Genomic DNA, 12,722 nt, shown 5'->3' with positions numbered 1-12,722 from the left:
TTACGCAGATCCGCGAGTTTAACTGGCAGCAAACTAATCAATTCTTCAGTATAAGGAGGCGTAACGATGCAAAAATGTGTAGTTAATCATCGCGGCTATTACGTCTCTCCTCACTACTTATCCGAGTGGTTCAATAATTAGTTCTCCCTCTGCGTCTGGCAGAGGTTTTTACTGATCTTAAATCCCTGATCTGACTGACAATCGCGTGTTGCGTTTGCCATAGTATTTGGGATCCCGCTGCTAAGACGCATTTTTACTGCTTTTTAATCAGATCGCCTTTCAAGGCGGCGTTTATTATCCAGAGGAATGTGTATGTACATTAAAGCAAAAATGAAGCTATCTACCCTGAGTATGGCCATGTTGTTAGCAACAACCGGCTATAACGTGCAGGCGGCCGAAGAAGCCATCGCCGAACAGGAAAAAATTGAGAAAATTCAGGTAACCGGTTCACGCTTAAAAGGTGTGGACATGGAAGGCGCGAATCCGGTGCAAATCTTCAGCCGCGATGATCTGGCTAACCGCGGTTACGATACCGTTAGCGCTTTTTTACGTGACTTACCGCAAGCATCAAGCGCCGGTACCTTCACGGAAAATGGCGGTGTTGGTGGCGCTGATGGCGCCCCTGCCGGCTCATCCGGTGTTAGTTTACGCGGCCTTGGCAGTAGCTCTACGTTGGTGTTAGTCAATGGCCGCCGCGTTGCAGTCGATTCCTTTACCAATGGCTTTGACTCTTTTGTCAACGTCAACTCCATTCCGATGTCAGCGCTGGAACGGGTAGAAATACTCACCGATGGCGCCTCATCAGTGTATGGCTCTGACGCTATTGCCGGCGTAATCAACTTTATTTTACGCAAAGACGTAGAAGGCCATGAAATTTCGGTATCTTACGGTGATGACACTGCCAGCAGCGACTTTGGCCGCACTAATCTGACTTATGTTGGCGGCTTTAATACCGCTAACAGCAACACCACCCTGGTGGTCGATTATTTTGATCGTGAAGCCCTGTTCAACAGTGACCGGCCAATAGAAGTGACGTTAACATCCAGCACCCGCACCACCATAGATGGTGTGGACTATGCCGAACCCTGGTGTGGTGATAACACCAGCAGCGGCGGCACCCGCTGCTCATACGACTATGTTATTCAGCGGGCGATTCAACCCGACACCACTGCGATAGGCGCAACCTTGCATCACAACTATCGTTTGGCAGGTGGCAACGAATTCTTTGCCGAAGCCATGTATCAACAAAACAGTGGTTCTGCCTATGACGCTGCCGCTGCTTTTGATATCGACATTGACGGCGACTCAGCGCTGGTGCCGGCCTGGGCCCGTGACCTTGATGCGCAGGATGGCGAAGTGAATTCAATCCGTGTTCGCTCACGCTTCCCTGAAACCCGTATTCAGGACTACGACACCAACAGTTACCGTTTACTGGCCGGTTTGCGCGGTGAATTAGCCGACTGGTCGTGGGAAACAGCGGCTACTTACGGCAAAACAGAAAACGAAATTACCCACGTGCAAGGCTATATGGGTGTGGATAAGGTGCTTAACGCTATTGCCGACGGCTCGTTCGACCCGTTTAACCTGGGCCGGGATAACAGCGCAGCAGCTCGCGCCGCAGTGCGTGAGTTGGCACCGAGAGTGGGCGAATCAGAAGTATTTTCTGTCGACTTTAATATCGCCGGCGACCTGCCTATCGAACTTTCCGCCGGCAATATCAGCGCGGTATTTGGTGGCGAATTCAGAAGCGAAGATATTTTCGACCGGCCATCGCAAATAGCCAAAGATGGCGGTGTATTTGCACTGGGGGCCAGTGATGCCGAAGCCGATCGCAGCCAGTACGCTGCCTATGCCGAGTTTAATGTACCCATTACAGATAGCCTGGATGTAATAGCCGCCCTGCGCTACGACCATTACAGCGATTTTGGTGGTGACGCTAACCCGAAATTATCACTGCGTTACCGTGCTACCGATGATTTAATTTTGCGCGCATCCTGGAGTACCGGTTTCAGAGCACCCTCCTTGTCACAATTGGGCGCCGGCGAGTCACTGGGCACGGCCTATATCAACTGTGGCGCGGATCAACCATTTGACGCCTTGTGTGGTGATTTTGGTGCCTCATTCGGTGAGCTTGAACTGGACCAGGAGACTCTGGGTAACCGCGGCCTGGATGCGGAGAACTCCGAAGCGGTTAACCTTGGCTTATCCTGGAACCTGACTGACAATCTGCAGATCACCGCCGACTATTGGCGCTATGAGCATACCGATATTGTTGATGTCGATGCCAATACCACATTAAAAGCCTGCATTGCCGGCACCGCGCCAGCTACTGACAGCATTGCCGCATTAAACGGTGAATTTGGCTGTGTACTGGATGGCGGTAATGATCTGGTGTTTTTAAGAACCGGCTTCTTTAACGTAGGTAGCCAGGAAACCGATGGTATTGACGTTAAAATTGATTACCGCATTGATACAACCAACTTCGGTACTTTTAAGCTGTATGCTGCCGGCACAAAAACCTTCAGTTATGAGCGCCAGGTAACACCCGATAGCAGCAAAGAAGACCTGTTAGGTAAACTCAGCGGCGCCAATGAAATTGCCCGGCCTGATTTTGTCTCCGATTTTGGCACAGACTGGAACCTGAACAATTGGTCAGCCAGCTTGTCAGCCCATTACATCAGTGAGCTGGGCGACGGCGATTTTAAATTTGGTGGTAACGAAACCGTCGATGCCTGGTTGGTGTTCAGTGGCAGTGTTGGTTACGACATTACAGACAATCAATCATTGCTGCTTTCCGTTCGCAACCTGACGGATAAAGAACCACCTTATGCGTCATCACCAACCAATGGTTATGCCAGCTCAGTACATGACTGGATAGGCCGCTTATGGACTGCTCGCTATACAATTCGCTTCTGATAAACTGCAGTTAACGCTAAGGCCGGAATTATCCGGCCTTTTTTTGTTCTGTGTCATTGGTATTGTGCGCTTTGCTGCTTAAACTAATGGCTAACATTGTTTAAGCTGCGCCGGAGTTGTGCTTGTCTGTTTTAAAAATTAAACCTGCGGCATTAAAATTAGGCTATGCCATTAAATTACCGGGCGGCTGGCTGAAACATCCGTTTTTATCCGGCGATATGATTATTGAAAACGCCCAACAACTGCAGATAATTCGTTCACTTAATCTGGACTATGTATATTTTTACCCGGATAAAAGCGTCAAAGTTGCGCAACCGGAAGAGCTAAGCGACGAGGACACGGCTGGGTTTAATATGGCGGCCAGTGAAGCTCAGCTGAAAATGCAGCAGGAAAAAATGCAGCGCATTGAACAGGCCAAAGCGCACCGGCGTGATTTACAGCGTACCGAGAAAGCCTTTGCTCAATCTCTGCTGCAGGTAAAAAGCTTGATGAGCAAAATTAACAGCCGCCCGCTCAATGCCATAGACGAAGCCGGCAGCCTGATAAGCGCCATGGCAGATATTCTGCTTGGTGCTGACTCACTGGTGCTGCATTTAATTTCCGGCGCCGCAAAAGAGCAGGAAGGCCTGTATTATCATTCATTAAACGTCGCCACCTTATCGATGATGCTGGCGAAAAACCTTAATCTGTCGCCGGCGCAGGTTAAAACCGTTGGTATTGGTGCTTTGTTTCATGATATCGGCAAAATTAAAATACCCAGTCAAATTTTACGTAAAACCACGGCCTTAACCACGCCGGAGCAAAACCTGCTGAAAATGCATACCAAATACGGTGTCGAGTTAGTGGGCTTAACCGATAACTTTCCGTTGGAGGCATGGCCAATTGTTGAGCAACATCACGAATATATTGACGGCAGCGGCTACCCCAAAGCCTTAAAAGAGCCGCAGATAGATGCATTGGCCAAAATAGTTGCGGTGGTGAATACGTTCGACAATTTGTGCCATCCGTTAGATATCAACAATTCCCGCTCACCGCACCACGCATTGTCGTATATGTACCGCAGTATGAAAGGCAAGTTGCCCGAGCGTGAAATGAAAGTGATGATTAAAATGATGGGCGTGTATCCACCCGGCACCATTGTATTATTGTCTGATCAGCGGCTGGGCATTGTGATGTCAGTAAACAGCGACAGCCTGCTATGCCCTAACGTGCTTATATATGACGCGGATATACCAAGACTGGAAGCACCGATCATTACTCTGGAGCCGGACAAACTCAGTATCAGCAAAGTGATTAAAATTCAGTCGTTACCGCAACAGGTAGCAGAGTATCTGAACCCCAGGGCACAGGTCAGTTACCATATTCAGGGCAAGCCGTAGTTAAAAGGCCGGTAAAATACCGGCCTTTTTTATTACTTCAGATGGCGGTCAAAAAACTGCGTAATGCTTTTATGCAGATGGGTTTGTACCGGCTGGCCAAACATCGAGTGTTTGCTGCCCGGGTAATTGATCATATCAAACAGCAAGCCCTTATCCTGCAGCTGTTTATACAGCTTGGTACTGTGGGTAAACAACACGTTGTCATCTGCCATGCCATGATAAATCAGCAAGTCACCTGTTAAGCCATCGGCATAAGGGAACACTGCACTGTCGGTATAACCCTTAGCGTTTTGCTCAGGGTGGCCCAAATAACGCTCGGTGTAATGGGTATCGTACAATGCCCAGTCGGTTACCGGTGCACCGGATACGCCGGCGGCAAAATAATCAGCGGCTTTAAACATCGCCATTATTGCCATATAGCCGCCATAGCTGTGGCCATAAATAGCAATTTTATCCGCAGCGACATACGGCAGGCTGCGCAGGTACTCTACGCCGCGGATTTGGTCATTTAACTCTACCTCACCCAATTTTAAATAAATCGGATCTTCAAAGGCTTTGCCGCGGTTATAAGAGCCACGGTTATCCAATTGAAATACCAGATAGCCTTGCTGCACCAAATAATGCAGGTACAAGTCGCGCGGGCTCCAGCTGTTGGTTACGCGCTGGGCATGTGGGCCACCGTATACGCTGACAATTACCGGATATTTTTTATCCTGCGCCAGGTTTTTTGGCGCAAACAGCCGGTAATGCATAGTTTGGCCATCTTCTGCCTTAAGCGTGCCAAAACGCGGCGCCATCAGTTCAGCGTGATACGGCGTTAGCGCATGGCTGCTGTTCAGCTCGTTTTGTTCCAGCCAGGTTAGCACCTTACCATCCAGACCACGCAGCGCCACTTTAGCAGGCGTACTGACATTAGAAAAGCTGTCGATAAAGCTGCTGCCATCTTTGGCCATTACCAGCGCATGATCAAAGCCGGCTTCGGTTAACCGGGTAACATTGCCGTCTTTTAAACTGACCTGATACAGATGCCGCTCCAGCGGCGTATCTTTACGGCCGGTAAAATACACCATGCCCTGCTTTTCATTTACCGCATCCAGTTCATCCACTACCCAGTTACCGCTGGTTAGCTGCCGTTGTAATTTGCCGTTAAAGTCAAAATAATACAGGTGCTTGTAGCCGTCGCGCTCAGAGGCCCAAATAAAACCCTGTTCGTTGGCCAGAAAATGCAAATCGTCATGCAGGTTCAACCAGGTTTTACTACTTTCGCTAAGCAGTACTTTTTGCTGGTTGTTGTTTAAATCGACCAGACGTAATTCCAGTTGCTGCTGGTTGCGGCTTTGCCACTGGTAACTTAAGTAACGGGCACTTTTTGTCCACTCAACCCGCGGTAAGTAGATATCTTCGTCATCACCATGTGAAATCCAGTTCACGCTACCATCTTTGAGCGTTACTACGCCCAGTTGAATTTTGGCATTAGCGGTGCCGGTATAAGGGTAACGCTGGTTAAACAACTTAATTTCGTCGGCATAAATCTCATTGCGTACTACTTCTGCCACACCGCTTTCGTCGGTACGGGTAAAGGCAATTTTGCTGTCGTCCGGTGCCCACCAATAGCCGGTCATACGACCCATCTCTTCCTGGGCAACAAATTCCGCCATACCGTTTTTAATCTCGCCGCCACCGTCTGTAGTCAGTTGGGTTTCTTTGCCGCTGGCAATCTCCAGCACAAACAGATTCTGGTTACGGATAAAGGCAACATAGCGCCCGGTGGGCGAGATAGTCGCATCGGTTTCAAACTCGCTGGTGTCGGTCAGCTTTTTCGCGCTTTTGCTGCTTAGTTGGTAGTAGTACAAATCACCGTTTAACGGAAATAACAGCGCATCACTGTTTTTCGACCAACTGTAGCTGATAATGCCGGAAGCAAATAACCGCATGCGCTCACGTCTGGCCTTTTCTTCATCTGATAAGGTTTCAGCGCCGCTGATTAAACTGTCAGCGTCAACCAGCAGGCTGTGTTTGCCGTCTTTGATATGGTATTGCCATAAATCCAGCCGGTTGGCATCTTCTGCTTTGCCCTTCAGATAGGTTACCCTGCTGCCGTCCGGAGCCATACTCAACGAGCGCGGTGTGGCGCCGCTTAATGCCGGATCAGCAAATAAGCGCTCTAACTCCAGTTGCTTCGCATCTGCCATATTGCTGCCTCCGAATAGTAAACACAGTGCCAGTACAAAACGTGGTAATTTAACGTGCATTATTGTCCCTGCGATTTTGATTTAATTTTGCTTGCCGTTTGTATAATGCTTCAGGCTAAACTGCAAGAAAAAGCCGCTTGCGTTATGCTTAGCTGCGATAAACAGAGGATTCCACAGATGAAACTAACCGAAGTTAGCCACCCGCTGGTAAAACATAAAATTGGCTTGCTGCGCGCCGCCGATATCAGTACCAAACAATTTCGCCAACTGGCCGCTGAACTGGGTAGCCTGCTCACTTATGAAGCCACCAAAGATTTAGCCACCGAAACAATTAGCATCGACAGCTGGAGTGGCCCGGTTGAGATTGAGCAAATTCAGGGCAAAAAAGTCACCATAGTGCCGATACTGCGCGCCGGCCTGGGTATGCTCGATGGTGTGCTGGAACTGCTACCCAGCGCCCGCATTAGCGTGGTGGGCATTTACCGCGATGAGCAAACCCTGCAACCGGTACCGTACTTTCAAAAACTGGCGTCGGATCTCGACCAACGCCTGGCGATAGTAATAGACCCTATGCTGGCCACAGGCGGTTCACTGATAGCAACTATTAATCTGCTAAAGCAGCATGGTGCACAGCGTATTAAAGCCCTGGTATTGGTCGCCGCGCCCGAAGGTATCGCAGCACTGCGCCAGGCACACCCGGATGTCGAGCTGTACACCGCGGCGGTTGATCGTTGTCTGAACGAGCACGGCTATATATTGCCGGGTTTAGGTGATGCCGGCGATAAACTGTTCGGCACCAAATAACTCCCGATTTTGTTTGACCGTATAAAGCGTGGCACTTTTTATCGTCAGCTGCGCCGGATTTATTATCAAGGGCAACAATACTATGCAGTTAATTCCATGGTCTTATCACACCCGGCAAGGCTTTACCCTGCGCGGCTATCGCAGCGAAGCCAGCGGCAAGCCGGTATTGCATATGTTGCATGGCAACGGTTTCTGCAGCCGGATGTATCAACCTATGCTGCAGCTGTTGGCTGCGGATTATGACTTGTTTTTATCTGATGCCCAGGGCCATGGCGACAGTGATCACGGCGGCGCTTTTGTCGGCTGGAATAAAAGCGCTGAGCTGGCGGCAGAAGCCTGGCAGGCACATAGAACCTTGTATGCAGATGTGCCGGTATACGGCGTCGGCCACAGCTTTGGTGGCATTTTAACCGCGCTAATCCACACCAGCAGCCCCAGCCCCTTTACCGCCGCTATCCTGCTTGACCCGGTACTGTTTACCCCTGGCATGCTAACGGTGATGAGCACGTTAAAGGGAGTGCGCTTATATCATAAAAACCCGCTGGCCAAAGCTGCACTGCGCCGTCGTCAGCACTGGCCGGACAGAGATACCGCACTGAATTATCTTAATAACAGAGGCATGTTCGCTAACTGGCACCCTGATGCACTGGCCGCCTATATTGACCATGCACTAAAACCCACAGAGCAGGGCCTGAGTTTAAAATGTCTGCCGCAACGTGAAGCCGATATTTTCTCGTCTTACCCTGAGAAGTTATGGCAACAACTGGCCCGGTCGTGCCCGCCGGTGCACGTCATCTACGGTGATAGAAGTTACGACTTTGTCGCCAAAGCGCTGAGAAAATGGCAAAAATGCAATAGCGCCGTCAGCATTGAACAAGTCAGCGGCGGCCACTGTTTTATGCAGGAACAACCGGCTATGGCAAAGCAGTATATTCAGCATGCGGTTAACGCCCTGAATTCACCGTTAAAATAGCTGTTAATGCGCCGCACAATTTCCGTTATAATAGCGCAAATTTAACCGCGGACCCCAAGATGAAAAAGTGCTTACTCGTTACTGCCCTGCTGTTGTCTGCCTGTAGCCAGGTACCCTCTGAGCGCAGTGCTGAGACGAAAACCGCCATAGCTCCGGCGCAGGAAACACCGGTAACACAGCCGGAAGAAGTCGTTGTAGCAAATTCAACTACGGCTGAAGCCATGGCAACTGATTTTGAGCATATTTTTGTCGATGCCGATATGACCTTCAGCGGCACTCTACCCTGCGCTGATTGTCCGGGTATTGCCTATCACATCAACTTGTTTCGCGATGGCCGCTTTGAAGCACGTCAGGAATACCTTGAGCGTAATCAGGTCAGTATCGTAAAAGGTATCTGGTTGCTGGAAAAACGCAGCCTGCATTTGGTCAATCAGCAGCAAACCCTGCCGGCATTCCATTTTTTGTCTAACAGCCAGTTAGCCATGCTGGATTTGAACGGTAAACCTATCAGTGCCAACCCGCAATATCAGCTGCAGCGCGAAGCGGAATTTAAAAAGCTCGACACCCGTCAGGCCATGCTGGGCTTATATATGTTAAGCAATAATCAGGCGACCTTTACCAGTTGCCGCAGCGGTGACACCCTAAGCGTGGCAAATACGCAGCACCATTTACCGGTTATGCGCCAGTACCAGCAAGATGAGCGCTTTACCGGCAATGCCGTTATAGCTACCCTGGTTGGCCGCAGAGGCCAGGACGAGCAAGCCAATACATTGTTTATCGACAAGTTTGAACAGTTTTGGCCAGGCGCCATCTGCCCGGATCATATCCAGCCCGGCAAAATGCAGGGTATTGTCTGGCGCGCAGAAAAGCTGACTAACCGCTATGTACCGCAGCAGCTGAATGTCAGGGTGATCTTTGATCAAAACGAGCGCCTGTATGGCTTTGCCGGTTGCAATAACTTTAATGGTAACTACAAACAACGCTCTAACCAGTTAACAGTGCAACCGCTGGTGAGCACGCGTAAGTTTTGTGCCGACAGCAGTGATTTAGAGCAGCAGTTTACCCAATCGCTGCAATCTGCCGACAGAGTTGAAGTAAACGGCGATAAATTACAGCTGTTTAAAAATAACCAGCTTATTCTGCAATTTAAGCCTGCGGTAAATTAACCGCCACCGGTAATCACACAGCTTATTCACTGAGCATCAAATATAAAAAAAGCCACCTTGCGGTGGCTTTTTTGTTGCGGCGTAAATTACGCTGCTAAGGCTTGTTTCGCTTTGCTCACTAAAGCAGTGAATGCTGCTTTATCGAATACGGCGATGTCAGCTAAAATCTTACGGTCGATTTCCACAGAGGCTTTTTTCAGGCCATCAATGAAACGGCTGTAAGATAAACCATTCATACGTGACGCCGCGTTAATACGCGCGATCCACAGTTGACGGAACTGACGCTTACGTTGACGACGGTCACGGTAAGCATATTGGCCGGCTTTAATAACGGCTTGGAAAGCAACACGATAAACACGACTGCGGGCACCGTAGTAACCTTTAGCCTGGTTTAACACCTTCTTATGGCGCGCGCGCGCCGTTACACCACGTTTAACTCTTGGCATGTCAGACTCCTAATTAATTATGCGTACGGCATGCAACGGACTAAGCCGGCGATGTCTACTTTAGCGACTAAGGTTTTTGGACCTAACTGACGCTTACGCTTAGAGGTCTTCTTCGTCAGGATGTGGCGAAGGTGTGATTGCTTACGTTTAAAGTTGCCTGAAGCGGTTTTTTTGAAACGCTTGGCAGCACCTTTATTGGTTTTCATCTTTGGCATAGTTAAAAACTCGCATTGTTAAGTTACAACGAATAATAAGGCGTCAACCCCACCCTTTGCAGTGTGGGGTTACACTTGAAAGCACTTATTACTTCTTATTTGGGGCCAGCATCATGATCATCTGACGACCTTCCACCCGTGAAGGGAAAGATTCGCACACAGCAATGTCTGATAAATCTTCTTTAATCCGATTTAACATCTCAATGCCTATCTCAGTATGCGCCATTTCACGACCACGATAGCGCAGCGTTACTTTAGCTTTGTCACCCTCTTCAATGAAGCGACGCAGGTTGCGTAGTTTTACCTGGTAATCGCCTTCATCAGTTCCAGGCCGGAATTTTATTTCCTTAATCTGGATCTGTTTTTGCTTCTTCTTCTGCTCTTTCAGAGCTTTACTCTTTTCAAACAGGAACTTACCGTAGTCCATCAACTTACATACTGGCGGTTCGGCTGTCGGGCTGATCTCTACTAAATCTGCGCCGCCTTCCTCGGCCAAACGAATGGCTTCAGCAATACTTACTACACCCAGCTGCTCACCTTCAACACCAATTAACCGTACCTCTGGCAGGTTAATTTCTTCATTGATCCTGTTAGGACGGTTTGCAGGTAATGTTTTCTTTCCTACTTTAATAGTATGTTCCTCCGAAAATTAATCTTATACGCTTAATCTGGTTCAAACCCGGGTTTTAATTTCTGTTGTCAGCTTTTCTACAAAAGCTGCAACCGACATTTTACCCAAATCTTCACCCTTGCGCGTTCTCAGTGCAATATCACCGGCTTCCATTTCTTTATCACCAACGACAACAAGGTAAGGAATGCGCTTAAGCGTGTGCTCGCGAATTTTAAAGCCTATCTTCTCATTTCTCAAGTCACTTATGACTCTAATACCGTGAGATTTGAAAGTTTTTACTAAATTCTGTACATATTCGGCCTGATTATCGGTAATGTTCATCACCACCACCTGAGTGGGTGCCAACCAAGCCGGGAATAAACCGGCATATTCTTCAATTAAAATACCGATAAAACGCTCAATTGAACCCAAAATAGCACGGTGGATCATTACCGGTGTTTGCTTTTCGCCGCTTTCAGCAACAAAAGTGGCGCCTAAACGGCCCGGTAACGCAAAGTCTAACTGCACAGTACCGCACTGCCAGGCCCGGCCTAAACAGTCGTGCAGGGTAAATTCAATTTTAGGGCCGTAAAAGGCGCCTTCGCCCGGCTGTAAATCATAGGCGATATCATTGGCTTTTAACGCTTCGGTTAAGCCCTGCTCGGCTCTGTCCCACATCTCGTCAGTACCGATACGCTGCGCCGGCCGGGTCGACAGTTTTACTGCCACGTTTTTAAAGCCAAAGGTACTGTAGGTATCAAATACCATCTGGATACATTTGGTTACCTCAGCCTGCACCTGATCTTCAGTACAGAAGATATGCGCATCGTCTTGGGTAAAGCCGCGCACCCGCATTAAACCGTGTAAGCCACCTGATGGCTCGTTACGGTGGCAACAGCCAAACTCGGCCATCCGCAGTGGTAAATCGCGGTACGATTTTAAGCCCTGGTTGAATATCTGCACGTGGCCCGGGCAGTTCATTGGCTTAATGGCATATTCGCGGTGCTCTGACTGGGTAGTAAACATATTATCGGCATACTTTTCCCAGTGGCCGGATTTCTCCCACAGCACGCGGTCCATCATTAACGGACCTTTTACTTCGTCGTAGTCATACTCGCCCAGCTTTTCACGCACAAAGCTTTCCAGCTCACGGAAGATAGTCCAGCCATCGTTATGCCAGAACACCATGCCAGGCGCTTCTTCCTGCCAGTGAAATAAACCCAGCGCCTTACCGATTTTACGGTGGTCGCGCTTTTCGGCTTCTTCTAACTGCAGTAAATAGGCTGCCAGTTGCTTTTTATCAGCCCAGGCAGTGCCATAGACACGCTGCAGCATTTTGTTTTTTGAGTCGCCGCGCCAATAGGCACCGGCCACTTTCATAATCTTAAAGTGCTGGCAAAAACGCATATTCGGCACATGCGGGCCACGGCACATATCAATATATTCTTCGTGGTGATACAAACCTGGCTCGTCGTCACGGCTAACGTTTTGCTCAAGGATTTCCAGCTTGTAGCTCTCGCCACGCGCTTTAAAGGTATCTACCGCTTCTTGCCAGCTCACCTTTTTCTTAATCACGTCGTATTCGGTTTTGGCCAATTCCTGCATGCGCTGTTCCAGCTTAGCTAAATCGTCGCTGCTAATCGGCTGGTCTAAATCAACGTCGTAGTAAAAGCCGTTATCAATTACCGGACCTATGGCCATTTTTACATTCGGCCACAGTTGCTTAATAGCATGGCCTAATAAGTGCGCACAGGAGTGGCGGATAATTTCCAGGCCTTCCTGATCTTTGCTGGTAATAATGCTTAAGGTTGCATCTGTGGTGATAGGGTCACAGGCATCGACTAACTGGCCATTCACCTTACCGGCGATGGTGGCTTTGGCTAAACCGGGGCCGATGTCTTTGGCAACATCCATAACTGAAACAGCATGATCAAAAGCGCGCTGGCTGCCATCTGGCAGAGTAATAACTGGCATGATAAATCCTTATACAGTGGTGGCCCAAACCAAGGGTCACTTGTTTA

10 protein-coding genes are annotated in these 12,722 nt (G+C 49.0%); 5 read left to right on the top strand and 5 right to left on the bottom strand.

Annotation, left to right across the window (positions count from 1 at the left end; all coding sequences use genetic code 11):
- Positions 1-312: 312 nt before the first annotated feature.
- Both Q8O77_RS13610 and Q8O77_RS13605 read left to right on the top strand, forming a co-directional pair.
- Complete coding sequence (locus Q8O77_RS13610; protein ID WP_305554086.1) at positions 313-2,916, top strand: TonB-dependent receptor; 2,604 nt, start codon at positions 313-315, stop codon at positions 2,914-2,916.
- 122 nt (positions 2,917-3,038) lie between these two features.
- Positions 3,039-4,295 (top strand): HD-GYP domain-containing protein, encoded by a 1,257-nt coding sequence (locus tag Q8O77_RS13605; protein ID WP_305554083.1) that lies wholly within the window; start codon positions 3,039-3,041, stop codon positions 4,293-4,295.
- Between the two features lie 32 nt (positions 4,296-4,327).
- Here the strand turns inward: Q8O77_RS13605 and Q8O77_RS13600 are convergent, their stop codons facing one another.
- Positions 4,328-6,547, bottom strand: a complete 2,220-nt coding sequence (locus Q8O77_RS13600; protein WP_305554080.1) for a S9 family peptidase — start codon at positions 6,545-6,547, stop codon at positions 4,328-4,330.
- 117 nt (positions 6,548-6,664) lie between these two features.
- On the opposite strand from Q8O77_RS13600, the gene upp reads away from it, so the two are divergent.
- From upp to Q8O77_RS13585, 3 genes are all read left to right on the top strand, one after another.
- Entirely contained in the window at positions 6,665-7,291 is a 627-nt protein-coding gene (gene upp / locus Q8O77_RS13595; protein WP_305554077.1) for a uracil phosphoribosyltransferase, read from the top strand.
- Between the two features lie 82 nt (positions 7,292-7,373).
- A complete protein-coding gene (locus Q8O77_RS13590; RefSeq protein ID WP_305554074.1) occupies positions 7,374-8,264 on the top strand; it encodes an alpha/beta fold hydrolase in 891 nt (296 codons plus the stop codon).
- Positions 8,265-8,323: 59 nt separating this feature from the next.
- Positions 8,324-9,430: an META domain-containing protein gene (locus tag Q8O77_RS13585; protein WP_305554071.1), complete on the top strand. Its 1,107-nt coding sequence runs from the start codon at positions 8,324-8,326 to the stop codon at positions 9,428-9,430.
- Positions 9,431-9,516: 86 nt separating this feature from the next.
- Here Q8O77_RS13585 and rplT read toward each other — a convergent pair whose 3' ends face one another.
- The 4 genes from rplT to thrS all read right to left on the bottom strand — a co-directional run bounded on the left by rplT (position 9,517) and on the right by thrS (position 12,675).
- The gene (gene rplT, locus Q8O77_RS13580; RefSeq protein WP_068235207.1) at positions 9,517-9,876 is read right to left on the bottom strand and encodes a 50S ribosomal protein L20; all 360 of its coding nucleotides are present in this window, start codon (positions 9,874-9,876) and stop codon (positions 9,517-9,519) included.
- Positions 9,877-9,893: 17 nt separating this feature from the next.
- The gene (gene rpmI, locus Q8O77_RS13575; RefSeq protein WP_082122441.1) at positions 9,894-10,091 is read right to left on the bottom strand and encodes a 50S ribosomal protein L35; all 198 of its coding nucleotides are present in this window, start codon (positions 10,089-10,091) and stop codon (positions 9,894-9,896) included.
- 88 nt (positions 10,092-10,179) lie between these two features.
- Positions 10,180-10,722, bottom strand: a complete 543-nt coding sequence (infC, locus tag Q8O77_RS13570) for a translation initiation factor IF-3 (RefSeq protein ID WP_305554855.1) — start codon at positions 10,720-10,722, stop codon at positions 10,180-10,182.
- 42 nt (positions 10,723-10,764) lie between these two features.
- Positions 10,765-12,675 (bottom strand): threonine--tRNA ligase, encoded by a 1,911-nt coding sequence (gene thrS / locus Q8O77_RS13565; protein WP_305554057.1) that lies wholly within the window; start codon positions 12,673-12,675, stop codon positions 10,765-10,767.
- Positions 12,676-12,722: the final 47 nt, after the last annotated feature.

Source organism: Rheinheimera sp. (assembly GCF_030690345.1).
Lineage (GTDB): Bacteria > Pseudomonadota > Gammaproteobacteria > Enterobacterales > Alteromonadaceae > Alishewanella.
The sequence above is the reverse complement of the archived record's forward strand: the minus strand, read 5'-3'. Positions and strand labels throughout refer to the sequence as shown.